Source organism: Acinetobacter pittii (genome assembly GCF_034064985.1).
GTDB classification, from domain to species: Bacteria; Pseudomonadota; Gammaproteobacteria; order Pseudomonadales; family Moraxellaceae; genus Acinetobacter; species Acinetobacter pittii_H.
Window position 1 is genome coordinate 52,220 of the sequence record NZ_CP139249.1, and the last position, 24,139, is coordinate 76,358.

Here is a 24,139-nt window from a genome sequence, read left to right on the forward strand (position 1 = left end):
TTCTATAAACCAGTACAGATACAGAAATTTTTAAAAAAGCAGCACAGAATGACTTTCCAATATCAGGTTCTTGCCAATCAATTAGCACATCGTATTTATCAAGATGAGCTTAAACCTCACCAGAAACTTATTTCTTTACGAGATTTTGCTCGTCAGCACAGCATTAGTTTAAGTACAGCAAAAAGTTGTTATGAGTTACTTGAGGCGAGGGGGCTTATTTATGTAAAGCCGAAGTCAGGTTATTTTGTGGTAGCTCGTGCACAATCGGGCCCCATTCCTGAAAGTCCAGATTTCTTGTCTTTACCTCGACAAGTTTCAAATCTGGAATTGCATAATCAAATTCAGGAAGCTGCCTTACAAAGCCATCTTGTACCATTAGGCTCTATTCAGTTAACGCCTCATTTTATTCCTGTGGAAGGTTTACGTCGCTCTATTCAACGGGCTTTAAAAAATTGTCAGCCTCAAGACTTTCTTTATTGTAATAAACAAGGGCATGAGCAGTTAAGAAAAGCGCTATCTGATCATTGGCGTGAAGATGGGATTTTTATCGCAGCAGAAGATATTTTTATTACCAATGGCTGCATGCCTGCTTTGTCTTTGGTGATTCAACATCTAACAGAAGTCGGCGATAGTATTTTAATCCCGACGCCTACTTTTAATGGACAACTACAGCTTATAGCCAGTTTAAAACGGCAGATTATTGAAATTCCAGCGCATCATCGTGGTATCGATCTTGAGCGCTTAGAATCATTTATGAAGCAAGGTTTGGCTAAGGTTTGTTTAATGACAGCCAACTATCAGAACCCATTGGGATATTGTTTAAGTAATGCAGAAAAGCAAAAGATTGCCGAATTAGCAGCAAAGTATCAGTGTTTTATTATCGAAGATGATATTTATGGAGAGTGTGGCTACAGTGGTGAGCGGCCATTGCCTATACGCTATTGGGACCGTGAAGGCTATGTGATTTGGTGTGGGTCAGTTTCTAAGTCATTGTCGAGTGCGTATCGCGTAGGGTGGTTCTGTTTAAGTGCGAAGCTACAACATTTAAGGCTTGAGCTTGTAGCCAGTAATATAGGGGTCAATACACCGCTACAATTAGGCCTAGCTGATTTTATTTATAGCCGCGGTTATCGAGAGCATTTAGAGCAGTTAAGACCGAATTTGATGCGGCAAGTCGAGGAGTATCGTAGTTGTATTTTAAATGCCTTTGAAGGTATTCCAATTGCGCTGAGCCAACCAGAAGGGGGTTATGCCTTATGGATGCAGTTACCTAAAACTGTAGATAGCTTGGCGCTCTATTACACTGCAAAATCACATGGAATTACTGTAGTTCCAGGTCATGTTTTTGGTGAAGATGAACGCTATCGGCATTTTATTCGTTTAAATGCAGGTCATGAGCTAACAGCAGATGTCCGCCAAGCCATTAAAGATTTGGCGGACTGGTCACGACAACAGATTAAAACAGTGAGTTAGCCTTATTCTGCAAAGTCTGCCTTAAGTACAATGCGGTAGCGTGCCTGACCCGAGTGTAGACGTTCAATTGCTTCATTGAGCTGTGACATTGGAAATAGCTCAATTTGAGGTGCAATTTTTTTGCGTGCAGCAAATTTTAAAAGCTGACGTAGTGCAGCAGGTGAACCTGTAGGTGAACCAGTCACTGACTTAGCACCACCAATAAGAGAGCCAACAGAAACAGGAACAGGCTCAAGCGTAAGACCTAAGAAATGTAAGGTTCCGTTTGGTGCCAGTGTTGCAATAAAAGCAGACCAATTTAGAGTCACATTCACGGTACTTAGCAATAAATCAAATTTACCTTTTTGAGCTTTTACTGCCTCTGTATCGCGGCTATTCACCACATGGTCGGCTCCCATTGCTTTGAGTTCTTCCGTTTTATCTGGGTTAGAACTAAAAGCAGTGATTTCACAGCCCCATGCTTTAAGTAGCTTAATGGCTATATGGCCTAAACCACCAATACCAATCACACCCACGTGATGCGTTGCCTGAATTTTGTGTTTGAGTAGTGGGTCAAAAACGGTAATTCCGCCACAAAGTAGCGGACCTGCACTTTCTGGGTCTAAATCTTTGGGGAGTGGAATAGCCCATTGCCAACCTGCACGGACTTTATCGGCAAAGCCACCAGCATGCCCCACGATTGTTGCGACATTTTCGCCCGTACAAAGTACTTGCTGACCACCAATACATTCATCACAGGCTTGGCAACTTTCAGCTGTCCAACCAATACCAACACGTTGCCCAATTTGTAGTCCTTTGGCTTCTGAGCCTAAAGCAACAATTCGTCCAATAATTTCATGACCTGCAACCACAGGGTACACGGTTGAGCGCCATTCATTATTTAAAACAGAGATATCAGAATGACATAAACCACAATATTCAACTTTTACCTCAACCTGATGCGGTTGTAATTCACCTGCATCAAATTGGTAAGGAACCAGTTTTTCACCTGCCTGCATTGCAGCATAAGCCTGAATCGTATTATTGCTCATCGGAAACTCCTTAAGCGGCTTTGAACCGTTCTGGTGGGTTATGAAGCTTTAAATTGACAATCATTTTCATGGTCATTGACCATGCCTACTGCCTGCATAAAAGCATAGCAGGTGGTTGGGCCAACAAATTTGAAACCATTCTTTTTAAGCGTTTTTGAAAGTTTTATGCTGAGTTCAGTTTGAGCAGGAGCCTTGCGATAATCTACAACATCATTGTGTTGAGGCGTTGCATCTACAAACTGCCAAAGCCATGTAGGAACATCACCAACCTGGGCTTTGAGTGCTTGCCATGCAATCGCATTATCACGAATGGCTTTGAGTTTACCCAAATGACGAATTAAACCAGCATCGGATAGTTTTAGTTCTAAGAAGTCATCTGTGAATGAAGCAATGTTTGAAATGGGATGATTAAAAAAATGCTGACGGTAGCTTTCTCTTTTTTTTAGTACGGTAATCCATGAGAGGCCTGCTTGCTGACCTTCGAGACAAAGCATTTCAAATAGTCGAGCTTCGTCGTGTTCTGGTTTACCCCATTCTTCATCATGGTAGGTAATATAGAGTGGATCATTGGAACACCATCCGCAGCGTTGAATTTTCATGATGATGCTCCTTATATTTATCTTAGAATTTTAAAGTTTGAATAACACCCATTCATTCGGGCGAGTGTCCCAATAATACAGTTCAGCTTGAGTTAAGTCTTCAAACTTTAACCAAAAGTCTTTACCTACTTTATCTGAAAAACCAGTGCTGATTAATAGAGCATCATCGCTGATTTCCATGATCCAGCCTTGATAGCTATTGCCATTTAAAATGATCTTTTGCTGGTTACCAGACTCGGCAAACTCTACTAAGCGATTGATCAGCGCTTCCGACATAAAATGTTCCTAGCGTAAATATGAATAAGGATTAACAGCACCACGTCCTTTACCGTTGAGGTAAAGACCATAATGAAGATGAGGTGAAGTATAACGCGCATTGCCCGTATTGCCGACATAGCCAATTAGATCGCCCTTTTTGACATAGTCGCCTACGTTTAAGCCACGTTTATGTCCATCAAGATGAGCATAATAATGCCATGTTCCTGCCGGGCCTAAAATCCAGATGACTTTGCCACCGAGATTATTATTGCGAAGATCGGCCACCAGTCCTTCGGTTGCACTGTAAACTTTGGTTCCACGTGGAGCCAAAATATCAATTCCTTCGTGACTGCGCCCCTGACTACGAGCAGCACCCCATGTGTCTTTTAATTCATCTCGATCGACACCTTTCACGGGTACAGGCAGTCGATTTGGAAGCTGCATACTTTTAAGTTTATTAACTTGAGCAGATGGAAGTGGGGCAGGTTTTTTAGGTGCACTGGCACATGCGGCCAATAGAATAATCAGAAAACCAAGTGAGAAATGAGAAACAAAACGTCGCACAAAATACTCCCTGTCACAGCCATATCAAAATTATTTTGCTCACTATGTCACGAACGGCTTGTCGAGATCAATTTTTTCATAGCAGTTGGAACTCCTTTAGCAATAGCCTGTTCCGGGCTTAACCATTGGCCTTCAAGTTCAATTGACAGATGTTCTTTTTGATCAGGTTCCACGTGGAACATGTGGGTATTAAGTAACCATGTGAAGTGAGTGAAGCTATGACTGATCTGAAAATTTTGCGGTTGAGGTTGTAATTTAAATTGCTGACTTAAGCTCAGTCTTTCATGTTCATTTTCTAAAATAGGTAAACAGAATAAACCGCCCCATAGACCATGGGCTTGGCGTTGTTGCCAGAACCATTCATCTTCGCACTGGATGATAAGAACATCTGCGGTTCTAACAGGTGGTGTTTTTTTCGGTTTCTTAAAAGGTAATTCTTGTTCTAAACCTTGCTGATAAGCCTGACAATGAGCTTGCATTGGACAATATAAACAAAGAGGCTTTTTAGGCGTACAAATAGTTGCACCCAAGTCCATAATGGCTTGCGTGTAGTCATGGTTGCGATGTGTCGGGCAAAGCTCTTCAGCCAGTTTCCACATTTCACGTTCGTGCTGTGGTTTGCTTAAGTCATCTTCAATGGCAAAGAAGCGAGCTAAAACGCGTTTCACGTTGCCATCCATAATCACGCCGTACTGACGTAAACCCAAAGACATGAGCGCGCCTGCGGTAGAGCGACCAATCCCGGGTAGTGCAATCCATTCTTCTAGCGTTTCAGGGAACTTACCTTGCTGAGTGACAAGGCCAGCAGCTTTATGCAAATTGCGTGCACGAGCGTAATAGCCAAGACCTGCCCAATAAGGAGCTACTTCATCCCAAGTTGCATGACCTAAAGCTTCTACAGTTGGGAAGCGTTCCATAAAGCGGTCAAAATATTGTAGAACCGTTTTCACCTGAGTTTGCTGCAACATAATTTCAGAAACCCAAACTTTGTACGGATCATCGGCAACTTGCCAAGGCAAATCGTGACGACCATGTTGATCGAACCAGTTTAAGAGAGCATCAGAAAAAGAAAATTCAGGCATGAACAGCTATAGAAGAGAAGTAAGGGCTAAATTATAGCTGAAATTTAGATGAAATTTTGTTTAAAGCAGGCGAACAGCGAGAGTATATTAAAACAGAGATTACCTGATAATGGGCAACCTCTGTTTCATGTATAAAAAGGATTAATCCTTTTGTACACCCCAACGTTGATCAAGTTTCAACGGCTGGTTTTTGTAGTATGGAATGACATGAATGTGGAAATGGTCAGAAGTCTGTCCAAACACTTCACCATCATTAAAGCCAATATGAAAGCCATCTGGCTGATGGCGAAGCTGTGTCTCATGACGGGCAATTTCAAGAAGTGTCAGTAAGCCTTGGTGTTCTTTAGACGTAATGTCAAAAAAAGAACTAACATGGCGCAGTGGTGTTACTACACAGTGGCCTTTAGATAACGGATTAGAATCAGGCAAAATTACGGCAAATTCATTCTTATCAATGATGTCATATTCATCAAATTCGCAATACGGACATTTCTTGTCAGTCATTGTTGTATCCTCTCATGTTATTCCATTAAACCCCGAGTGCGGGAAATAAGACTAGGCTTTGCTCTAGCTCAACGGGAGTATAGTTATTGAAGTATGGTTTAAAAAATACAGTAAAAATATTGCAAAGTCATAAACATTTAAGGGAGCAAATGCAAAAAAACATTTGCTCCAAATTTGCTTCTTTTATTTTAAAGTACGATCTAGCAAACCGTACATTTTAGCAAGGCCTTGTTTTTCCGCTTCGCTGCTGTAGCCAAGATCTACACCGTTTGCCTTAGCTTTTTCATCTGCAAGCGGGTTACTAAAGCCATGTTTAGCACCTTCTAAAACCACTACTTCGTGTTTAACCTCAGCAGCTTGCATCTCTTTTTCAAAATTAGCAACATCTTCTAAGGTGACCATACTGTCTAGTTCACCATGTAAAACTAAAACTTCACCTTGAATGTTACCTTTTTGAGCAGGAGCCTTCGGTGCTAATGTCGCATGGAATGTTACGACTGCTTTAAGTGGTGCACCTGAGCGAGCAAGGTCCAATACAACTTTACCGCCATAGCAAAAGCCAATTGCCGCTAGTTTTTCGCTATTTACTTCTGGTTGAGCGGCAAGCGTTTGTAGCGCTGCGTTAGCACGATCAGTAACTGTGTCTAATTCTTCAAATGTCTGCATCATCCATTCATAGGCTTGAGCTGCAGTTGATGTGACTTTTTTATCGCCATACATGTCAATAGCAAGAGCGGCATACCCGTGTTCAGCAAGCTCACGTGCGCGTTGTTCAGTATATTCATTACGGCCCCACCACTCAGGACCAATAATGATACCTGGTACAGGTTTTTCACTCTCTGGAGCTGCAAAATAACCAATTAATTGGCTGCCGTCTGGTGCAGTATATTGAATTTCACGGGTTTTAATTGCTGTACTCATGACATTAATCCTGAAATTTAACTCGATTTAAACACGCTTGATTAAAGCATAAAAAGTAAAATTAATATAAATAACTATGTAAGAATCTACATCAAAAGAAAAGCTAGAAAACCTCAGGCAATAAAAAAGAAGGAAACCGGTTCCTTCTTTTTTATGTGCTAATGATTAGATTAGGTTCTGCCTCGCGAAATGAAACCAATAACAGCGAGAATTACAGCTATGACTAATAAAATCACGGCAAAGTCTTTAGATAACCCTGCAACACCACCAAACCCTAATAGACTGGCAATGAGTGCAATCACTGCAAAAATTATTGCCCAACGGAACATATGCTGTCCTCCTTATTTTTTCATTGTTGTTTAACTATAAAGCTTGTTTTTTGAACCGAATGTGTCGTTTATGTGGTTGAAATGTATATTAAACAATCATTTTGTGATTCTAAAAACACGACTTCTTTTTTTAGCACCATACACTTCAATGTTATACTCATACACTGTTTCAACTATTCAGCTATTAAAAACCTATGTCTACCGAGACCTCACTCCGTCCATTTTTTTGGAAAAATTACACGCTTGAGCAACTGACTCAGGCTGAGTGGGAAGCTTTGTGCGATGGGTGTGGTTTGTGCTGTCTGGTTAAGCTAGAAGATGAAGATACCCATGAGGTAGCTTATACCAAAGTAGCCTGTAAGTTACTCGATTGCGGTACGGGGCGTTGTTCGGATTATCCAAATCGTCAGCAGCAAGTGCCTGACTGTTTACAGTTAACGGTAGAGTCTTTAAAGACCATTCACTGGTTGCCATCAAGCTGTGCTTATAAGCGTTTAAATGAAGGAAAAAATTTACCTTCATGGCATTATTTAAATACGGGTTCGAGACAAAGTGTAGTTAAGGCGAAAAAATCAGTTGCAGGACGTTGTCTATCTGAGGTTGAGGTCCATGAAGATGATCTTGAAGATTATATTGTGCGATGGGTGCGTTAATTCGCTTTTAAAAGAGAGATTTTAATTACAGCGTATAATAAAGTAACACTTTTATCGTAAATTTTTTGCTCATCTCCGTTATATAACAATAAAAACAAAAGGAGATAAGAATGATGAGACGATTAGCAGCCCCCTTATTATGTAGTAGCTTTTTTTTGTTAATGGCCTGTGGGTCTAATAATACTAATTCAAAAAATCTTGAACAAAATACGTCTGTAAAAGCAGAGCAGCCGGCTTTAACCAAACAACCTTATCAAACTGAAACCTTTGCCCATTTCAATGAACCTTGGGCAGTGACCAGTCTGCCTGATCAACGTTTATTAGTGACTGAACGGCAGGGCAAATTAAAAATTTTTAATCCAAAAAATAAACAAATGTTGGATGTGCAAGGTGTTCCAGCGGTGAACTATGGGGGACAGGGCGGCTTAGGAGATGTCATTTTACATCCTGACTTTGCTAAGAATCATTGGATTTATCTCAGCTATGCTACGAAAGGACAGGGTGGATCTGGAGCAGTGATTTCACGTGCGAAACTAGATCTATCTAATCCTCATCAGCCAAAACTTATAGATGTGAAGCAGATTTGGCAGCAAGTGCCCAAAGTTTCAGGGCAAGGCCATTATGGGCATCGCATGCTTTTTGATGCAGATGGTAAGCTTTGGGTGAGTTCAGGTGAGCGACAAAAATTTGATCCTGCCCAAAACATGAAAAGTAACTTGGGTAAAATCTTGCGCTTAAATGAGGATGGTTCAGCAGCCTTAGGTAACCCTTTTTATAAGCAAGGTGGGGTTACTGCTGAAATATGGTCATTGGGACACCGTAATCCCTTAGGAATGGCCTTTGACCGTAAAGGACAGCTCTGGGTAGTGGAGATGGGGCCTAAAGGTGGTGATGAGCTTAATATTATTACCAAAGGCGAAAACTATGGTTATCCAATAGTTTCAAATGGAGACCACTATTCGGGCCAACCTATTCCAGATCATCACACTCGCCCAGAATTTAAAGCACCTGAAATTGATTGGACTCCTGTAATCTCTCCATCGAGTATGATTATTTATCGCGGCCAACAACTTCCTGCATGGCAAAATAAAGCCTTAATTGGCGGGTTATCTTCTGAAGCAATCATTGTGGTGGATTTAGAGCAAAAGCCTGTGAAAGAAATGCAAAGACTAGAGATGAAGCAACGTATTCGTGGGTTGCATGAAGCACAAGATGGTTCAATTTGGGTGATTGAAGATGGCTCAAATGCACGTTTACTCAAGCTCAGTAAGAAATCCTCTTAAAGCTAGGAAATAGCTTGTAAATAAAGGGTGTGTCTCATAGATTCAAATTGTAGATTTCTGTGAGACACAATAGACTATAGAGAAAAGACGATAAAGCCATTTGAGATGTCAGACACCCATATTCCACTTCCCGAACGCCTGCGCCCAAGAGACTTGTCTGAAATTATTGGGCAAGATCATCTTTTAGGTGAACATGCGCCCTTACGTCAAATGATTGATCAGGGTCATTTACCTTCTATTATTTTTTGGGGACCACCAGGCGTTGGTAAAACAACCATTGCTTTACTTTTGGCACAGGCGATAGACCGTCCATTTGTGAGCTTGTCTGCGCTGAATACGGGCGTAAAAGAATTACGTGAAGTGATTGCAGAAAGTGGTGATTTACTAACACCGGTAGTTTTTATTGACGAAATTCATCGTTTTAATAAATCACAGCAAGATGCATTATTAGGCGCAGTTGAAAAAGGCAAAATTACCTTAATTGGTGCGACCACTGAAAACCCATCTTTTGAGGTGAATAGTGCGCTTTTATCTCGCTGCCAGGTTTATACCTTAAATAGTTTAGACGGAGAGGCAATTCAGACTCTTATTAATAATGCGCTCCAAGCCGACAAATTTTTAAAAGACCGTTATATCCATATTGAAGAATATGATGCGCTGATTCAGTTCGCAGCAGGCGATGCTCGTAAAGCGCTTAATTTACTAGACTTGATTGCCAGTACTTTTGAGCCTGAAATCGAAAATACCATTACCAATGCGGTGGTAGTGAAAGTCGCTCAGCAAAATATTGCGCGTTATGACAAATCTGGCGAACAGCATTATGACCTCGTTTCTGCATTTATTAAATCAATTCGAGGTAGTGATCCAGATGCAACCCTATATTGGATGGCACGTATGCTCAAAGGCGGAGAAGATCCCGTTTTTATTGCAAGACGTATGCTGATCGCAGCCTCAGAAGACATCGGGAATTCGAATCCAAATGCGCTATTGCTTGCAGGTGAGTGTTTCCGCTCTGTACAAGCGGTAGGTATGCCTGAGGCCCGAATTATTCTAGGTCAAACAGCAGTTTATCTAGCAACAAGTGCAAAAAGTAATAGTACTTATTTAGCGATTAATAAGGCTTTGGAACTTGCTGAAAAAACGGCAAATTTACCTGTGCCTTTGCATTTGAGAAATGCGCCGACCAAGCTTATGAAACAACAAGGCTATGGTATTAATTATCTCTACCCTCATGACTACCCAGAGCACTTTGTGCTGCAAGACTATTTGCCGCCTGAGTTGAAGGGAACCAAACTCTATGAGTCTGCGAGAAATAAGCGTGAGGTTGAAGGTGAGCGCTTACAGCAACGCAGATGGCAGCAGGAACAATAGTTCCTGCTTTATGCTATTCCAGCTCTTCAGTGACCTGCCCATAAATCAGTAGAGTGAACACGCCTGTACCGCCAATAATATTGCCGATAGTGGTTGGGATCAGGAAATTAAACAGATACTTGCTAATAGAAGCTTCTCCTTGCCAGACTAGATAGGACATTTCTGTGGAACCAACCACTACATGGGTAAAGTCACCCAATCCTATCAAATACGTCATGAAAAAAATGAGCAGAAACTTATTGCTGACTGAAGGCATCATCCAGACCAAGGCAGCAATTAAAAGTCCTGACATAATACCTTTGAGCAGATTCTGAGTGGCAGAAAAGGAACCCACATGAAGGGCGAGTTCATCCAGTGCTTTATCAATATCTGGAGTAAATAGGTGAGTAGTTAGGAAAAATAAACTCGCCAAAGCTGTTCCAATGATATTGCATAGAATCACAATACCCCATAAGCGGCCCACTGCTCGTAATTTATCGAAAGTAAAGGGATTAAATAAAGGCACAACTGTGGTGATAGTATTCTCAGTAAAGAGTTGCATGTGACTCAATATAGCGATTAGAAACCCAATGGTATAACCCACATTAGTGATTAAATCGGTCCAGACTGCATCAGTTGGGAGATAAGCGGCAATAATGGCTTTAAATACAAATGAAAAACTGATGACTAAACCCGCGGCAATCCCTGAAAAGATCAGTGCAGTTGTTGGACGATCAAGCTCTTCGGCACCATCACGGCGGATAATTTCATAAACTAGACGGGGTGACAGTTTCTCATGTTCTTCGACTGCCATTTTTTCACGCCAGCTTAAAGTTTTCTCGACTTTCTTTTCCTCTATTTCATGGTCCATCAGGTTTACTCCTCACTGAATAAATATCTTATATTTATTGTTTTATTTATTGTTAAGGCAGTGTTCAGGATAAATCTAGTCTATTCATAACAGCTTTATGTGTCTTTTTATAAATTGAATGCACAATGGTCAGATCATCAATCACAAAATCAAAGAAAAGTATAAGCTCTTAAAGTACGGATGAGTGCCATATAGTCGCCTTGAGAGGCTTTAGAAATAACGGATTCGACCTCTATTTGAGTCCAGCCTTGCTTTAAAGCAGAATTGCTAAAGTTGGTTAATAAGACTAGAGGATTTTCACCAAAATGGACTGGATGATTGATTAATTTCTTTTCAAACTTAGATAATTCCATAGGTTCACCCGAGTTTTTATATTTAATTATTGTGAAGTACTTTGTGTTTTTTTAGATTTTAGTGTTTTAAATTAAGCTTATGCAAGTGTTAATTTATTGAAATAGACAAATCTGTCTACATTGTTTGGGGCGCATGGCGCTGAATATAAAAAAAACCGGGCTTTAGCCCGGTTTTTTATGAAGTAATTGATTAGATGTCAGATAAATCTACGCCTAAACGAGCAGCAACTTCTTCATAAGCTTCAACAACACCGCCTAAACCTTGACGGAAACGGTCTTTGTCGAGTTTCTTCTTAGAGTCTTTATCCCATAAACGGCAGCCGTCTGGAGAGAACTCATCACCAAGCACGATACGGTCATGGAAAACACCGAATTCAAGCTTGAAGTCCACCAAAATCATGTTGCCTTCAGCAAACAATGCTTTTAATACGTCGTTTACTTTATAAGTTAAAACTTTCATTTGTTCTAACTGTTCAGCAGTTGCCCAACCTAAAGCAATCGCTTGAGATTCGTTAACCATTGGGTCGCCTAGACCGTCATCTTTATAGAACAATTCAAATGTAGGAGGAGTTAACTCTTTACCTTCTTCTACACCTAAGCGACGGCATAGAGAACCAGCTGCGTAGTTACGAATTACACATTCAACTGGAATCATTTGAAGTTTTTTAACAAGCACTTCAGTTGGAGAAAGCAATTTTTCAAAATGCGTTTCAATACCCGCAGCAGCAAGTTTTTCCATGATGAAGGCGTTAAAACGGTTGTTCACCTTGCCTTTACGATCTAGTTGTTCGATTTTTTCGCCGTTGAACGCAGAGGCATCATCACGAAAGACTAAAATCAGATGGTCGGCATTGTCTGTTTCATATACAGATTTTGCTTTACCAGTATAGAGCAAGGTTTGTTTTAACATGAGGGAACCTTTTTAAAAAAAATGCCTAGTAAACGACTAGGCTGGCCAATTTTGGTAAATCTGGTTTAACACTTCAGCGGCCACATCTGGACTTGCAAAAGTGTTATCTACATTAAATAGAGCAAGAGTATGACTAGAACCCACACCAGTAAGTTTAAGCACATAAGTATTGTCATTTACTTTAATCGTCGCTTGATTACTGCCTTGAGCGATAATGTTGTAATTTAAAGTACTTAAAGTTGCTTTGGTGTATTGCCAAATCTCGGTCGTATTTCCATCAATTTTTAATAACGGGTTTTTATTACCGTCAGTCACAAGTTGAGGACGTCCAAGGGTGGTCGTGGTTTGAGCAGACGCATCTGCTGTAGCGTTACCTTGCGTTTGTTCAGGGCGTGGCAATTCAAAACGGTTGCCACGCTTGTTTTCAAACTTCGGTGCGTTATCGATAGCGCGCTGTTCTACAGTTGGTGCAGGATACAAAGGTGTCGCTGGTCGTACAGTTGCATCGGCAGGGTACTCAAGCGGGGCAAGTTGCTTGGCATTTTTATAATCTAAAGAATGATTATTAATTGCGAAGCGACTACAACCAGCTAAACTTAAGGCTGAAACTGCAAGGACTAAACCAAGACGTAATTGCATCATAAATTGCTCTTATTAAATAATTCCCGCATCTTTTAGGGCATTGCGGAGAGGTTCGCGATATTGCTCAGCGAGAGGAGTGAGTGGTAAACGAATACCAGTATCAATCAGTCCCATCTCATGTAGTGCCCATTTCACAGGAATTGGGTTTGATTCGCAAAATAGAATATTGTGTAAATTTGCAATCTTATTGTTAATGGTTTTCGCTTGTTGTTCATCTTTAGCAATCGCAACAGCACATACTTCACTCATTGCTTTAGGTGCAACATTGGCAGTAACCGAGATATTGCCGTCAGCGCCAAGAAGCATGAGTTCCCAAGCAGTCTCGTCATCACCTGAGTACACAGCCATTTTGCCGTTTAAAGCCTCGATTAAAGCTTTACCACGAGGCACATCACCTGTCGCGTCTTTAATACCAACAATATTAGGGATCTCTGCTAAACGTACAGCTGTGTCGTTTGCAAGATCTACACCAGTACGGCCAGGTACGTTATAAAGAATAAGAGGGAGCTCTACGGCTTCAGCAATCGCTTTATAGTGTTGGAATAGGCCTTCTTGAGTTGGCTTGTTATAGTACGGCGTTACAAGTAAAGCTGCATCTGCGCCAAGATCTTTCGCAGCTTTAGTTAATTCGATTGCTTCACGGGTTGAGTTTGCACCAGTACCGGCAATAATTGGAATACGTTTATTGGCTACACGAATAATTTCTTTAATAACCTGTGTGTGCTCTTCCATGCTCAATGTTGAGGCTTCGCCGGTTGTACCGACGGCTACAATACTGTTTGTACCTTGTTCTATGTGCCACTCAACCAGCTTCTCAAGACCCTTCCAATCTACACCGCCGTCTTTCAACATTGGTGTGACGATTGCGACGATTGAGCCTTGAATGGTCTGTGCTTGCTGAGTCATTTTTAAAAATATCCTATTTATCCATCCGAATCTGAGGTAAGAAAAACAAAATGTGGGATGGTTGCAGTATTTTGATTGTCCAGTTCTAACAATAACAGATTGTTGAATGACAATTATGCAAATTATGACTGATCAGACGCATAAGAACAATACGCCTAACGGATAATCGCGATGTAAACTTGAGGAAAAGATAGGATGTTTTCATTATTGTTAGCTAAGAGAGGCCAGTAAATATAACAATACAGCCTGATTCGACTGAGCCTTACTTAATATAGGCTTTTTTTATGGCAAGATAGAATGCAATTTCCCCGGTTGGGATTGAAGATGACATGAGCATGAATAAACAACCCCAAAATGCAGCTTTAATCGTAGTTGATGTACAAAATGGTTTTACACCGGGTGGAAACTTGGCAGTTGCCGATGCCGATACAATTATTCCAATAATCAACCAAATTGCTGATTGTTTTGAAAATATTGTTCTGACACAAGATTGGCATCCTGATAATCATATATCTTTTGCACAAAACCATGCGGGCAAACAGCCATTTGAAACCATTGAACTCGACTATGGGCCACAAGTGCTTTGGCCTAAGCATTGTGTGCAGGGTACTCAAGATGCCGAATTTCATCCGAATTTAAATATTCCGACCGCTCAACTGATTATTCGAAAGGGCTTTCATGCGCATATTGATAGCTATTCGGCTTTTATGGAAGCAGATTACGTCACGATGACCGGTTTAACGGGATACTTAAAAGAGCGTGGCATTGATACGGTTTATGTGGTCGGAATTGCCACGGACTTTTGCGTGGCATGGACTGCTTTGGATGCAGTTAAACAAGGTTTTAAAACTTTAGTGGTTGAAGATGCTTGTAAAGGGATTAATCTGAATGGTTCGTTAGAACAAGCTTGGCAAACCATGCAGCAGCAAGGTGTTGTCCGTATTCAGTCGACTGATCTGTTGAGTAAGCACTAAGTATATTGCTCTAGTTTTTACTTTTATATTTTAATTTTTAGGGATAGAAAGTATGGCTGCATTCCTACGCTTTACCCAATTTATTCAAAAAACTTTTGCCCTATGGGTGATTGTTTTTGCAGCGCTAGCGCTATGGCAGCCTGAAATTTTTGTCTGGCTCAAAGCATACATTCCATGGATTTTGGGCATTATTATGCTCGGCATGGGAATGACCATGACTGTAGACGACTTTAAAGGGGTATTACAAAGCCCTAAAGCGGTGTTGATTGGCGTCGTAGCGCAGTTTGTGGTGATGCCGGGCTTAGCATTTATTTTGTGTAAATTATTTAATTTACCGCCTGAAATCGCGGTTGGGGTCATTTTGGTAGGTTGTTGCCCAGGCGGAACGGCTTCAAATGTGATTACCTATATGGCCAAAGGCAATGTGGCTTTATCGGTAGCCTGTACATCGGTATCAACACTTTTAGCACCTGTATTAACCCCTGCGATTTTCTATCTGCTTGCCAGCCAATGGCTAAAGATTGATGCAGCCTCGATGTTTATTTCGATTTTGCAGGTGGTGTTGCTTCCTATTGTGGTTGGTCTAATTTTAAGAACATGGCTTAAACGTCAGGTCGAATCTTATATTCAAGTCATGCCTTTAGTTTCGGTCATTGCAATTGTAGCGATTGTAGCCGCGATTATTGGTGGAAGCAAAGCAGCAATTTTACAGTCGGGTTTGCTTATTTTAGCTGTGGTGATCTTACATAACGGGCTTGGATATTTATTAGGTTTTACCGCAGCGCGTTTCTTTAAATTACCTTATGCGGACAGTAAGGCGATCGCGATTGAGGTAGGGATGCAAAACTCAGGCTTAGGTGTTGCACTTGCAGCAGTCCATTTTGCTGCTTCTCCAATTACAGCCGTACCAAGTGCCATTTTTAGTCTTTGGCATAATATTTCTGGGCCTGCACTTGCGACTTATTGGGCAAGTCGTAAAGATGGAAATGAAACTACTAAAAGCAAAGTTGACTAATTTTTTAAAGAGGGTTGGTTGCTAACCAATCTTCAATCTCGTTTTCAGAAATTACTTCAAAGCCATGGCGTTGCAAAAGTGCTGTGGTGATTCCAACTCCCGTAATTTTCTCACCTTGAAAAGTACCGTTATAAATTTTTTGGCTACCGCAAGATGGGCTATTCTCTTTTAAAACCACACAAGTTGCTTTTATTTGCTGTGCAACTTCTAGGGCGCGGTAAGCACCTTTTAAATATAACTCTGTTACATCTAAACCAGATGAATCAATAATTTTTGCTTTGCCATCAAGCACATCTTGACCTGTTCCTCCCACAATTTCTGCGGGTAAACGGGGAGTGGTAAAACCACCTAATAGCTCTGGGCATAATGCTTGGGCTTTTTTATTGATTAATAGCTGCTTAAGTCGGGTATTTGGACAGGATTTACCATCATATCGAACAGGTTCACCAATTAAACATGCGCTGACTAAAAGCATAGTTTTCCAAACTCAAAGCAAGAGAGAATTTTGAAGATAAAGAATCATAAACAGAATATCGAATATGACAATTGATTTTAAAAACAGGCAAATTTAAAGATTACTAAAATTATGCAATTCATAATTAAGTTATGTATTGCATAATTTAATTGTTTTTAGTAGCATCTAATTCAAGGTAAATGGCCATTGGAGATCCAACAAGGATGTTGGTCTCCATAAATCTATAAATGAATTTTAGGAAAAGACGATTTTTAAGGGTTTATTGAAAAATCTCAATCGTACTTTTAGATAACAAAGGACAGTGTGTATGGAAAATAAACACCACATGGAACGGAAATTAATCATTAAAGGCTCTACGCTCATCATATCTTCGTTTTAATGACTCGTTTTTTTCTCATAGGATGCGTTGGGTTAAGCCAATTTGACGGTTCAAGTCTTCACCCAATAGCAACGTATTCTATAGAGAAAGGAGCTGAGTTCATCAGCAATAGAGATAAACGGAACAGGTAATCACCAGAGGGAAACTAGATGGATATTTTAGAGAACCCATTAGAATTATGCGGTTTTGCATTTATTGAGTTTGTTTCAAAAGAAAATGAATTAGATCCAGTTTTTGAAACAATCGGCTTTTCAAAAGTAGCCAAGCATAAATCGAAAGAAGCGTACTTATGGCGTCAAGGAAATATCAATATTATCCTGAATTATCAGCCAGAATCTTATGCTTCATTTTTCTTTAATGAACATGGTCCATCTGCTTGTGCGATGGGTTTTAAAACACGTGATGCAGCAAAAGCTTTCCAAAAAGCGGTAGAGCTTGGTGCTGAACCAATGTATTCAAAAGTTGGGCCAATGGAGCTTAACATTCCGGCAATCAAAGGTATTGGTGGTATGCCAATCTTTTTAGTTGACCGTGATATTTATGAAAATGACTTTGTTTTCTTTGATGATGCGGAGAAACGTCCAGTAGGGGCAGGTTTAAACGAGATTGACCACTTAACTCATAACGTCTACAAAGGCCGTATGGAGTATTGGGCAAACTTCTATGAAAAAATCTTTAACTTCCAAGAAATTCGCTACTTTGATATTAAAGGTGAATATACTGGCTTAACGTCTAAAGCATTAACAGCACCAGATGGTAAGATCCGTATTCCGTTAAATGAAGATTCAGACAAAGGAAATGGCCAAATTGCAGAGTTCCTATCTGACTTTAATGGCGAAGGTATTCAGCATATCGCGTTTATTTGTGATGACTTAATCTCGACTTGGGATAAGTTAAAAGGCCTTGGTCTGAAATTTATGACTCCGCCGCCAAATACGTATTATGAAATGTTAGAAGATCGTTTACCTGAGCATGGTGAACCGACTGATGAATTAAAACAGCGCGGTATCTTGCTTGATGGTAATACTAAAGACGGTCAGAAGAAGCTGTTATTACAAATTTTCTCTGAAAATATGATTGGTCCAGTTTTCTTTGAATTTATTCAACGTAAAGATGATGATGGCTTTGGTGAAGGTAACTTCAAAGCGTTATTTGAGTCGATTGAACGTGACCAGATTCGCCGTGGTGTTTTAGAAACTAAATAAATAAGCTGAGTTTTATTCCTGATCTTAAAAAAACCAAGAGTTGATCTCTTGGTTTTTTTATGGCTATTGATTAGCGGCTTTTAATATATTGATTGATGAGATTCACTTCATTTTTCAAGATTTCAATCGTTTTACTGTGAGGGTCGACGGGTAAAAACATTTCGCTATCCAGTGCGACAATACAAAACTCAATGCTTTGGTTTGAATTAAACACAGGTAAACCCACGGCATTAATTCCCGTCAGTAAATCACCTTTCGCTGCCGACATTTGTTGCTGGCGAATAGTGTCTTTAAGCTCTGTAAATGCTTGCCAGTTTTGTGGTGCGATGTTTAGACCAAGCTCTTGATGCTTTTGCCATTCGGCTTCCATTAATGGACGAACAAAATGTTCTGGAAGATAAGAAGCAAATAGACGTCCCGCAGCAGAATTGACTAAAGGCATAATCGAGCCGACTTTAGTTACAATCGAAATAGGGTGGTTTGATTCAATCGATTGAACCACGACAGGGCCTTTGGGTGACCATTTACTAATTTGTATACCGCAACCAATTTTGTTTTGTAGGTCGTAAATTAAATGCTGTACCAGCTGTAGTGTGTCGCTATGTTGAACACAGTTGAGACCTAAGCGCCATGCCTGATCACCTAAAGCATATTGTCCATCATCAAGCTGTTTTGCATATTCCATACGAATAAGGCTGACCAGATAGCGGTGAACCTTGGCAGGATGCATTTCTAGCTTGCTAGACAGATCTTTGAGAATAATAGGTTGATTGTGTTCCAAAAGGGCGTTTAGTACAGATAAACCGACTTCAAGTGATTGAACCCCCCCAGATACTTTTTCTTCAATCATTTAAATACCCTTAATAAATTTACTTCAGCTGTTAAACAGTGACGATCAAAACATAAATTGAAATTGGCGCGTTTTACATCATGCCTGAGCCTAGTGAAAAATAGAAATCACCTTTTTCTATTAGCGAAATTGACATGTTTAATAATCAACAATTTTCTAAAATCACCATGCTCTCATTTATAGCGCAATTTTCTAGAAATTTAGCAGTTTTAAATAATATAAATCGGCATTGATATAGGACTGCTCGTTAAAACAATTCTCATCAATGCCGATTTTTTAGTGCGCTCTTTAAAAATTAGGTTCCTAACTCTTCTTCATGCAAGAAATGAGTGTGGTGCGGAGCGCGTTTGGTTTTGCTCCATTCCTCTAACATTTCAGTTTTCATTTCTTCAGTAATTTTTGCAATTTTTTCTTCAGCATGAGCATCGTTATAAGTCAGTTCTAAACGATGGCCATTTGGATCAAAGAAGTAAATTGAGTGGAAAATACCGTGGTTAGTCACACCTAAGACTTTCACGCCATTTTCTTCTAAATGTTGCTTGGCAGCCATCAACGCATTTAAGTCTTCAACTTCAAAAGCAATATGCTGTACCCATTGTGGCGTATTTTCATCTCGACCCATTTCTGGTTGAGTTGGCAATTCAAAAAATGCCAAAACGTTGCCTTGACCAGCATCTAAGAATAAATGCATATATGGGTCAAAGGCTTTAGTTGATGGTACATGGTCTTCAGCAAAAGCTAAAATAAAGTCCATGTTGAGCATTTTTTTATACCACTCAACAGTTTCTTTCGCATCCTTACAACGATATGCAACGTGATGTATTTTTTTAATGGCAAATGTCATATTAAAACTCCTTTTTACTATTCCCAATCTGGTTGTTGTTCTGGCGCCGCGTTATAGAAGGCTGGGATAGACAAACAATGGTGATAAATCGATTCAATCTTTGGAAACGCAGATAAATCAATCTTGAAGCGTTTCGCGTTGTAGACCTGTGGAATCAGGCAGCAATCGGCAATAGTTGCTTGTTGTCCAAAGCAAAATTGTCCATTTGAATCTTGAAGTAACTGTTCGAGATTTTGAAAGCCTTCAATAATCCAGTGCTGATACCAATAGTTTTTCTGCTCATCTGAAACATTTAAGTCATTTTTTAAATATTTCAGTACGCGTAAGTTATTTAATGGATGAATATCGCAAGCGATTGCTTGAGCAAAAGCGCGAACTTTTGCTCTCTCTTGCACATCACTTGGAAGTAATTTGGTTTCTGAGTATTGTTCATCCAGATATTCCAAAATACTTAACGATTGGGACAAGGTTAAATCGCCGTCAATTAAAGTCGGAACTAGAGCACTACGGTTTAACTTTAAATAGTCTTCGCTTTGCTGTTCATTTTTTACCAGATGAACTGGAGCAGTCTCATAAGCTAAACCTTTAATGTTTAGACCAATCCGTACTCTGTAGGCTGCAGAGCTACGAAAGTAACTATACAGCTTCATAGTCAGGCTCCGAAGTTTCTGCAAAATCGAAATTTAATGCAGGAAGGACTGTATTTCGAACTTCACCGAAGCCAATGCGAATACCATTTTTCTCACAGTGACCTTTCATAATGAGTGTATCGCCGTCTTGCAAGAAACCACGAGTTTCACCATTGGCAAGTGTTAAAGGCTTGGTGGTGTTCCATGTAAGCTCAAGCAAGCTGCCATAAGAGTCAGGTGTAGAACCTGAAATGGTACCTGAACCCATTAAATCACCAACCTGAACGTTACAGCCCCCAATGGTATGGTGAGTGAGCTGCTGAGCCATAGACCAGTACATATATTTGAAATTAGTTTGGCAAATCACGTCAGCTTGTGCCGATTTCGGGCTTTGAATTTCAACACTCAAATTAATGTCATAACTATTCGCGATATTTTCTTGTAAATACGCTAAAGGTTTAGGCTCTTGTTTTGGGCCTTCCACTTTAAATGGCTCAAGTGCTTCAAGTGTGACTACCCAAGGTGAGATGGCACTAGCAAATGATTTTGAATTGAAAGGGCCTAAAGGCACATATTCCCATTGCTGGATATCGCGTGCTGACCAGTCATTGAGTAATACCATTCCAAAAATATGGTCCCAAGCATTTTCAATCGAGATCGGCTGGCCAAGCTCTGTTGGTTTACCAATAACAAATGCTGTTTCAAGTTCGAAATCGAGTTTACGCGTAGCTGAGAAAACTGGACGCTCTTCATTTGGAAGTTTAATTTGTCCAGATGGACGCACGACTTGAGTGCCACTCACGACAACAGAGCTAGCACGGCCGTTATAACCCACAGGTAATTCAGTCCAGTTTGGCAGTAAAGCATTTTTAGGGTCGCGGAACATACAGCCCACATTGGTCGCATGTTCTTTAGAAGAATAGAAATCGGTATAACCAGATACCTGAAGTGGTAAATGCAAAGTAACGCTGTCTTGCTTAACCAAAACTTCCTGACGCAATGCTTCATTTTCTTGAAGTGTTAAATTTTCAACCGAGAGAAGAGACTGTAATGTCTTACGAACTTTTGACCAGTTGGCTTTGCCAGACTCGATAAATTTATTCAGTGTAGGCTGGTTAAAATATGTGTCTTGTTCTGAAAGTTTTAAAAGCCCATGCTTTTCAAGAGCAGCGAGATCAATCACCCAATCACCAATAGCTACACCAACTTGACGCTCACTTTCGTTAGCTCTGCTAAAAACACCGTAAGGCAAATTATGAATAGTGAAATCTGATTGAGGTGAAACTTCAATAAAAGAGTTTAGTTTTGGTTCCATTTTCGCTTCCTTGTCTTTATCTCGGGTCTTATACAAATAAAAGTTCGGTCTAGGACTGAGCTACTCAATAAGTTTTAACCTTTGCTTAGATCATCTTTTGTCTTATGAGTTTGATATAGACCGAGCACAACCAATTGCTTCATGTCTCTATAATACTGAATTCATCAAATTACGCAATACATAATTTAATTACACATTTCATAATAATTGTCATTTCTTGTATTTTCTGTTTTCATTCGCGTTCTTGAGAAAAGTCACGCAATTATTTTTTCATGAATCTCTATGAAAGTTTGATCAATTTATGATATACGTAATTTATTGGAAAAAAATTACGTGACACGGATGAGAATAATCATATGTCAGCACAAGAGCAAGGAAACCTGAAACATGGTTTGAGTAATCGGCACATCCAGCTTATTGCATTGGGTGGGGCGATTGGCACAGGGCTTTTTCTTGGTATATCACAATCGATTAAATTAGCAGGTCCATCGGTCATCCTCGGTTATGCCATTGCAGGATTTATTGCTTTTTTAATGATGCGTCAGCTTGGTGAAATGGTGGTTGAAGAGCCAGTCAGTGGATCTTTTAGTCATTTTGCCTACAAATATTGGGGACCATTTGCAGGGTTCATGTCAGGATGGAACTATTGGGTACTTAATGTACTCGTATGTATGGCAGAACTAAGCGCAATTGGTCTTTACATTCAATATTGGTGGCCGCAAATCCCAACGTGGGCATCTGCTTTAACCTTCTTTGTCTTAATTAATGGCATTAATTTGCTACATGTTAAGTTTTTTGGCGAAATGGAATTTTGGTTTTCTATTGTCAAAATCTTAGCAATTCTTGCAATGATTGGCTTTGGTTCATATTTACTTGCAACAGGCACAGCAGGTCCACAGGCAAGTATCAGCAATCTTTGGGCACTTGGCGGTTTCTTCCCGTTTGGTGTTGAAGGCTTAGTCATGGCAATGGCAGTCATTATTTTTGCTTTTGGTGGTATTGAGCTTTTCGGTATTACTGCAGCTGAAGCACGGGATCCTGATAAAACTTTACCTAAAGCTGTGAATCAAATTATTTATCGTATTTTGATTTTCTATATTGCGACACTTTTTGTTTTATTCTCGCTATTCCCATGGAACCAAATGGCACAAGGCGGAAGCCCTTTTGTGATGGTATTTGCTTCTTTAGATAGCCAAGGCATTGCAACGTTATTGAACTTTGTGATTTTGACAGCAGCGGTTTCAGTTTATAACGGCACAAGTTATTGCAGTAGCCGTATGCTATTGGGCCTTGCGCAACAAGGAAATGCACCAAAAGTATTTGCACGTATTAATAAACGCGGTATTCCAACCAATGCAGTGATTCTTTCTGCGGCAGTCACTATTTTATGTGTACTGTTAAACTATATTTTTCCTGAAAAGGCATTTGGTTTACTCATGATGCTCGTGGTTGCAGCGATTGTGATTAACTGGGTAGTAATTTCATGGACGCATTTAAAATTCCGTAAATATATGCAGCGCCAAGGGCAAACAACGAAGTTCCCAAGCTTTATGTATCCGTTTAGCAACTATTTATGCATATTATTTATGCTTGGCATTTTGATCGTGATGTCTTTAACACCAGATATGCGTGTTGCGGTCATGATGATTCCTGGCTGGATTTTCTGTTTGATGGTAGCTTACCAATTTAAACGCCGAAAATTAAAAGCTGAGCAATCTGTAGCTGCCTTAGAAGCAGATATTTAATAAATTATTGAGTTGTATCTAAAAAGGACGTCTGAGAGACGTCCTTTTTATTTTTAAAATTTAGCAACAGAAATTAAAGGATTTTATTATTGTTATAATATAACATTTCATTAATTTTATGATGAGCAATTTTCCCATTTTTGGTGAAGATAGAGCATATTTATGAAGCGTTATTTCGGTTTAATTTTATTATCTCTCACAGCATGTAGTACCCAAACACCCCAGCCAACAATCCCTCTGCACACCCCCACATCTTTACCTCAACCTACAAAACCAGTGGTCAGAATAAAACAGCAACCCGAAGATTATGTGGCTTGGGTCGCAACAGCAGACCATCGACAGGCTGTGCAATCTTACAAGCAATTTCTTAAGCAAAAGGGACTTGCAGATTTAGTGCCAGACCATGAATTATTAAGCTCAGCTCGCGATTGGCAAAAATGTGGAGTTGAGCCTTATGCGGTGCCACCAAGAGAGATTTGGTCCAATATCGTTCCGACACTTAGCATTTTAAAAGCGTTAGTTGACGATGGCGTAATTAATGATTTTGAAGTGACTTCGGTCTACCGCGCGTTATCTCTAAACCGCTGTGCAGGTGGTGCTGATGCTTCTCGACATGTCTTTAATGCAGCGCTTGATTTTCGAATTGGACCAGAAGAGCCTAGCGACTTAGACCAGTTCAATATTCAACAAACCAAAACTAAACTTTGTCAGTTCTGGGAAACCAAAGGGCAAGCACTTAATATGGGTCTTGGTGTTTATGCCTCGGGACAAATCCATATTGATAGCCAAGGATTCCGTTCATGGGGACCTGACCATCACTATAGAACCTCGATTTGTCAGTAACTATAAAATCAATTTTTTCAAAGACTAACTGAGTTGGTTTGAATAAAACTGGAATAAAAACTTGATTAATAGTTATGTTATAACATAACATTATTGTGGTTTAGAAATAGATTACGCCTGTGATCTGGCCATATTT

At 40.0% G+C, this 24,139-nt stretch carries 27 protein-coding genes; 9 read left to right on the forward strand and 18 right to left on the reverse strand.

Translation table 11 applies throughout. The features are described 5' to 3' along the window. The first annotated feature begins 48 nt into the window (after positions 1-48). The gene (locus SOI76_RS00225; RefSeq protein WP_039766637.1) at positions 49-1,473 is read left to right on the forward strand and encodes a PLP-dependent aminotransferase family protein; all 1,425 of its coding nucleotides are present in this window, start codon (positions 49-51) and stop codon (positions 1,471-1,473) included. Positions 1,474-1,475: 2 nt separating this feature from the next. Here SOI76_RS00225 and ahr read toward each other — a convergent pair whose 3' ends face one another. The 8 genes from ahr to SOI76_RS00265 all read right to left on the reverse strand — a co-directional run bounded on the left by ahr (position 1,476) and on the right by SOI76_RS00265 (position 6,761). Next, a complete protein-coding gene (gene ahr, locus SOI76_RS00230) occupies positions 1,476-2,504 on the reverse strand; it encodes an NADPH-dependent aldehyde reductase Ahr (protein ID WP_104079982.1) in 1,029 nt (342 codons plus the stop codon). A 38-nt stretch (positions 2,505-2,542) separates the two neighbouring features. Then, positions 2,543-3,103 (reverse strand): DNA-3-methyladenine glycosylase I, encoded by a 561-nt coding sequence (tag, locus tag SOI76_RS00235; protein ID WP_104079983.1) that lies wholly within the window; start codon positions 3,101-3,103, stop codon positions 2,543-2,545. 30 nt (positions 3,104-3,133) lie between these two features. Beyond that, the gene (locus tag SOI76_RS00240) at positions 3,134-3,379 is read right to left on the reverse strand and encodes a hypothetical protein (RefSeq protein WP_001287364.1); all 246 of its coding nucleotides are present in this window, start codon (positions 3,377-3,379) and stop codon (positions 3,134-3,136) included. Positions 3,380-3,388: 9 nt separating this feature from the next. Next, entirely contained in the window at positions 3,389-3,925 is a 537-nt protein-coding gene (gene lytH, locus SOI76_RS00245) for a M23 family metallopeptidase (RefSeq protein WP_104079984.1), read from the reverse strand. 47 nt (positions 3,926-3,972) lie between these two features. Continuing rightward, complete coding sequence (gene mutY / locus SOI76_RS00250) at positions 3,973-5,007, reverse strand: A/G-specific adenine glycosylase (RefSeq protein WP_104079985.1); 1,035 nt, start codon at positions 5,005-5,007, stop codon at positions 3,973-3,975. Positions 5,008-5,148: 141 nt separating this feature from the next. Beyond that, positions 5,149-5,511, reverse strand: coding sequence for an HIT family protein (locus SOI76_RS00255; RefSeq protein ID WP_005066600.1), 363 nt, complete (start codon positions 5,509-5,511; stop codon positions 5,149-5,151). A gap of 183 nt (positions 5,512-5,694) precedes the next feature. After that, the gene (locus SOI76_RS00260) at positions 5,695-6,432 is read right to left on the reverse strand and encodes a dienelactone hydrolase family protein (protein ID WP_016142672.1); all 738 of its coding nucleotides are present in this window, start codon (positions 6,430-6,432) and stop codon (positions 5,695-5,697) included. Between the two features lie 170 nt (positions 6,433-6,602). Then, positions 6,603-6,761 carry a DUF1328 domain-containing protein gene (locus SOI76_RS00265; protein WP_000490267.1) on the reverse strand — a complete coding sequence of 53 codons (159 nt, stop codon included), beginning with the start codon at positions 6,759-6,761 and terminating at the stop codon, positions 6,603-6,605. 194 nt (positions 6,762-6,955) lie between these two features. On the opposite strand from SOI76_RS00265, the gene SOI76_RS00270 reads away from it, so the two are divergent. The 3 genes from SOI76_RS00270 to rarA all read left to right on the forward strand — a co-directional run bounded on the left by SOI76_RS00270 (position 6,956) and on the right by rarA (position 10,068). Next, complete coding sequence (locus tag SOI76_RS00270) at positions 6,956-7,414, forward strand: YcgN family cysteine cluster protein (RefSeq protein ID WP_104079986.1); 459 nt, start codon at positions 6,956-6,958, stop codon at positions 7,412-7,414. Positions 7,415-7,524: 110 nt separating this feature from the next. Continuing rightward, the gene (yliI, locus tag SOI76_RS00275; protein ID WP_205668436.1) at positions 7,525-8,697 is read left to right on the forward strand and encodes a PQQ-dependent sugar dehydrogenase; all 1,173 of its coding nucleotides are present in this window, start codon (positions 7,525-7,527) and stop codon (positions 8,695-8,697) included. A gap of 105 nt (positions 8,698-8,802) precedes the next feature. After that, the gene (rarA, locus tag SOI76_RS00280) at positions 8,803-10,068 is read left to right on the forward strand and encodes a replication-associated recombination protein A (protein WP_104079987.1); all 1,266 of its coding nucleotides are present in this window, start codon (positions 8,803-8,805) and stop codon (positions 10,066-10,068) included. A 13-nt stretch (positions 10,069-10,081) separates the two neighbouring features. Here the strand turns inward: rarA and yfdC are convergent, their stop codons facing one another. The 5 genes from yfdC to dapA all read right to left on the reverse strand — a co-directional run bounded on the left by yfdC (position 10,082) and on the right by dapA (position 13,729). Then, entirely contained in the window at positions 10,082-10,918 is an 837-nt protein-coding gene (gene yfdC, locus SOI76_RS00285; RefSeq protein ID WP_104079988.1) for a formate/nitrite transporter family protein, read from the reverse strand. Between the two features lie 149 nt (positions 10,919-11,067). Further along, a complete protein-coding gene (locus tag SOI76_RS00290; protein ID WP_104079989.1) occupies positions 11,068-11,271 on the reverse strand; it encodes a hypothetical protein in 204 nt (67 codons plus the stop codon). 190 nt (positions 11,272-11,461) lie between these two features. Further along, positions 11,462-12,181 carry a phosphoribosylaminoimidazolesuccinocarboxamide synthase gene (gene purC / locus SOI76_RS00295; RefSeq protein WP_002119240.1) on the reverse strand — a complete coding sequence of 240 codons (720 nt, stop codon included), beginning with the start codon at positions 12,179-12,181 and terminating at the stop codon, positions 11,462-11,464. Positions 12,182-12,217: 36 nt separating this feature from the next. Next, positions 12,218-12,820, reverse strand: coding sequence for a lipoprotein-34 precursor (NlpB) (locus tag SOI76_RS00300; RefSeq protein ID WP_081039214.1), 603 nt, complete (start codon positions 12,818-12,820; stop codon positions 12,218-12,220). Positions 12,821-12,835: 15 nt separating this feature from the next. Continuing rightward, on the reverse strand, positions 12,836-13,729 hold the full coding sequence (dapA, locus tag SOI76_RS00305; protein WP_005300412.1) for a 4-hydroxy-tetrahydrodipicolinate synthase: 894 nt from the start codon (positions 13,727-13,729) through the stop codon (positions 12,836-12,838). Between the two features lie 329 nt (positions 13,730-14,058). Here dapA and pncA point away from each other — a divergent pair, with 329 nt between their 5' ends. Both pncA and SOI76_RS00315 read left to right on the forward strand, forming a co-directional pair. Continuing rightward, entirely contained in the window at positions 14,059-14,703 is a 645-nt protein-coding gene (gene pncA, locus SOI76_RS00310; protein WP_104079990.1) for a bifunctional nicotinamidase/pyrazinamidase, read from the forward strand. Between the two features lie 52 nt (positions 14,704-14,755). Next, the gene (locus SOI76_RS00315) at positions 14,756-15,718 is read left to right on the forward strand and encodes a bile acid:sodium symporter family protein (protein WP_104079991.1); all 963 of its coding nucleotides are present in this window, start codon (positions 14,756-14,758) and stop codon (positions 15,716-15,718) included. A 4-nt stretch (positions 15,719-15,722) separates the two neighbouring features. Here the strand turns inward: SOI76_RS00315 and ybbK are convergent, their stop codons facing one another. Further along, positions 15,723-16,193, reverse strand: a complete 471-nt coding sequence (gene ybbK, locus SOI76_RS00320; protein WP_104079992.1) for a DUF523 domain-containing protein — start codon at positions 16,191-16,193, stop codon at positions 15,723-15,725. 528 nt (positions 16,194-16,721) lie between these two features. Here ybbK and hppD point away from each other — a divergent pair. Next, the gene (gene hppD, locus SOI76_RS00325; protein WP_002119157.1) at positions 16,722-17,777 is read left to right on the forward strand and encodes a 4-hydroxyphenylpyruvate dioxygenase; all 1,056 of its coding nucleotides are present in this window, start codon (positions 16,722-16,724) and stop codon (positions 17,775-17,777) included. A gap of 70 nt (positions 17,778-17,847) precedes the next feature. Here hppD and araD read toward each other — a convergent pair whose 3' ends face one another. The 4 genes from araD to fahA all read right to left on the reverse strand — a co-directional run bounded on the left by araD (position 17,848) and on the right by fahA (position 21,415). Further along, positions 17,848-18,627 (reverse strand): IclR family transcriptional regulator, encoded by a 780-nt coding sequence (gene araD, locus SOI76_RS00330; protein ID WP_005066619.1) that lies wholly within the window; start codon positions 18,625-18,627, stop codon positions 17,848-17,850. A 295-nt stretch (positions 18,628-18,922) separates the two neighbouring features. Next, entirely contained in the window at positions 18,923-19,471 is a 549-nt protein-coding gene (locus tag SOI76_RS00335; RefSeq protein ID WP_002119119.1) for a VOC family protein, read from the reverse strand. Between the two features lie 17 nt (positions 19,472-19,488). Beyond that, a complete protein-coding gene (gene maiA / locus SOI76_RS00340; RefSeq protein WP_104079993.1) occupies positions 19,489-20,121 on the reverse strand; it encodes a maleylacetoacetate isomerase in 633 nt (210 codons plus the stop codon). Then, the gene (gene fahA, locus SOI76_RS00345) at positions 20,108-21,415 is read right to left on the reverse strand and encodes a fumarylacetoacetase (RefSeq protein WP_104079994.1); all 1,308 of its coding nucleotides are present in this window, start codon (positions 21,413-21,415) and stop codon (positions 20,108-20,110) included. The genes maiA and fahA overlap by 14 nt, the downstream gene beginning before the upstream one ends. Positions 21,416-21,771: 356 nt before the next feature. Between fahA and aroP the strand changes: the two genes are divergently transcribed. Together aroP and SOI76_RS00355 are read left to right on the forward strand one after the other, a co-directional pair. Then, complete coding sequence (gene aroP, locus SOI76_RS00350) at positions 21,772-23,160, forward strand: amino acid permease (RefSeq protein ID WP_104079995.1); 1,389 nt, start codon at positions 21,772-21,774, stop codon at positions 23,158-23,160. 162 nt (positions 23,161-23,322) lie between these two features. Next, positions 23,323-24,003 carry a D-Ala-D-Ala carboxypeptidase family metallohydrolase gene (locus SOI76_RS00355; protein ID WP_104079996.1) on the forward strand — a complete coding sequence of 227 codons (681 nt, stop codon included), beginning with the start codon at positions 23,323-23,325 and terminating at the stop codon, positions 24,001-24,003. Positions 24,004-24,139: the final 136 nt, after the last annotated feature.

What these genes read in the sequence shown, in the direction of transcription:
- SOI76_RS00225 (WP_039766637.1), top strand. Translation starts at nt 49, where the DNA reads ATGACTTTCCAATATCAGGTTCTTGCCAATCAATTAGCACATCGTATT.
- ahr (WP_104079982.1), bottom strand. Translation starts at nt 2,504, where the DNA reads ATGAGCAATAATACGATTCAGGCTTATGCTGCAATGCAGGCAGGTGAA.
- tag (WP_104079983.1), bottom strand. Translation starts at nt 3,103, where the DNA reads ATGAAAATTCAACGCTGCGGATGGTGTTCCAATGATCCACTCTATATT.
- SOI76_RS00240 (WP_001287364.1), bottom strand. Translation starts at nt 3,379, where the DNA reads ATGTCGGAAGCGCTGATCAATCGCTTAGTAGAGTTTGCCGAGTCTGGT.
- mutY (WP_104079985.1), bottom strand. Translation starts at nt 5,007, where the DNA reads ATGCCTGAATTTTCTTTTTCTGATGCTCTCTTAAACTGGTTCGATCAA.
- SOI76_RS00255 (WP_005066600.1), bottom strand. Translation starts at nt 5,511, where the DNA reads ATGACTGACAAGAAATGTCCGTATTGCGAATTTGATGAATATGACATC.
- SOI76_RS00260 (WP_016142672.1), bottom strand. Translation starts at nt 6,432, where the DNA reads ATGAGTACAGCAATTAAAACCCGTGAAATTCAATATACTGCACCAGAC.
- SOI76_RS00265 (WP_000490267.1), bottom strand. Translation starts at nt 6,761, where the DNA reads ATGTTCCGTTGGGCAATAATTTTTGCAGTGATTGCACTCATTGCCAGT.
- SOI76_RS00270 (WP_104079986.1), top strand. Translation starts at nt 6,956, where the DNA reads ATGTCTACCGAGACCTCACTCCGTCCATTTTTTTGGAAAAATTACACG.
- yliI (WP_205668436.1), top strand. Translation starts at nt 7,525, where the DNA reads ATGATGAGACGATTAGCAGCCCCCTTATTATGTAGTAGCTTTTTTTTG.
- rarA (WP_104079987.1), top strand. Translation starts at nt 8,803, where the DNA reads ATGTCAGACACCCATATTCCACTTCCCGAACGCCTGCGCCCAAGAGAC.
- yfdC (WP_104079988.1), bottom strand. Translation starts at nt 10,918, where the DNA reads ATGGACCATGAAATAGAGGAAAAGAAAGTCGAGAAAACTTTAAGCTGG.
- SOI76_RS00290 (WP_104079989.1), bottom strand. Translation starts at nt 11,271, where the DNA reads ATGGAATTATCTAAGTTTGAAAAGAAATTAATCAATCATCCAGTCCAT.
- purC (WP_002119240.1), bottom strand. Translation starts at nt 12,181, where the DNA reads ATGTTAAAACAAACCTTGCTCTATACTGGTAAAGCAAAATCTGTATAT.
- SOI76_RS00300 (WP_081039214.1), bottom strand. Translation starts at nt 12,820, where the DNA reads ATGCAATTACGTCTTGGTTTAGTCCTTGCAGTTTCAGCCTTAAGTTTA.
- dapA (WP_005300412.1), bottom strand. Translation starts at nt 13,729, where the DNA reads ATGACTCAGCAAGCACAGACCATTCAAGGCTCAATCGTCGCAATCGTC.
- pncA (WP_104079990.1), top strand. Translation starts at nt 14,059, where the DNA reads ATGAGCATGAATAAACAACCCCAAAATGCAGCTTTAATCGTAGTTGAT.
- SOI76_RS00315 (WP_104079991.1), top strand. Translation starts at nt 14,756, where the DNA reads ATGGCTGCATTCCTACGCTTTACCCAATTTATTCAAAAAACTTTTGCC.
- ybbK (WP_104079992.1), bottom strand. Translation starts at nt 16,193, where the DNA reads ATGCTTTTAGTCAGCGCATGTTTAATTGGTGAACCTGTTCGATATGAT.
- hppD (WP_002119157.1), top strand. Translation starts at nt 16,722, where the DNA reads ATGGATATTTTAGAGAACCCATTAGAATTATGCGGTTTTGCATTTATT.
- araD (WP_005066619.1), bottom strand. Translation starts at nt 18,627, where the DNA reads ATGATTGAAGAAAAAGTATCTGGGGGGGTTCAATCACTTGAAGTCGGT.
- SOI76_RS00335 (WP_002119119.1), bottom strand. Translation starts at nt 19,471, where the DNA reads ATGACATTTGCCATTAAAAAAATACATCACGTTGCATATCGTTGTAAG.
- maiA (WP_104079993.1), bottom strand. Translation starts at nt 20,121, where the DNA reads ATGAAGCTGTATAGTTACTTTCGTAGCTCTGCAGCCTACAGAGTACGG.
- fahA (WP_104079994.1), bottom strand. Translation starts at nt 21,415, where the DNA reads ATGGAACCAAAACTAAACTCTTTTATTGAAGTTTCACCTCAATCAGAT.
- aroP (WP_104079995.1), top strand. Translation starts at nt 21,772, where the DNA reads ATGTCAGCACAAGAGCAAGGAAACCTGAAACATGGTTTGAGTAATCGG.
- SOI76_RS00355 (WP_104079996.1), top strand. Translation starts at nt 23,323, where the DNA reads ATGAAGCGTTATTTCGGTTTAATTTTATTATCTCTCACAGCATGTAGT.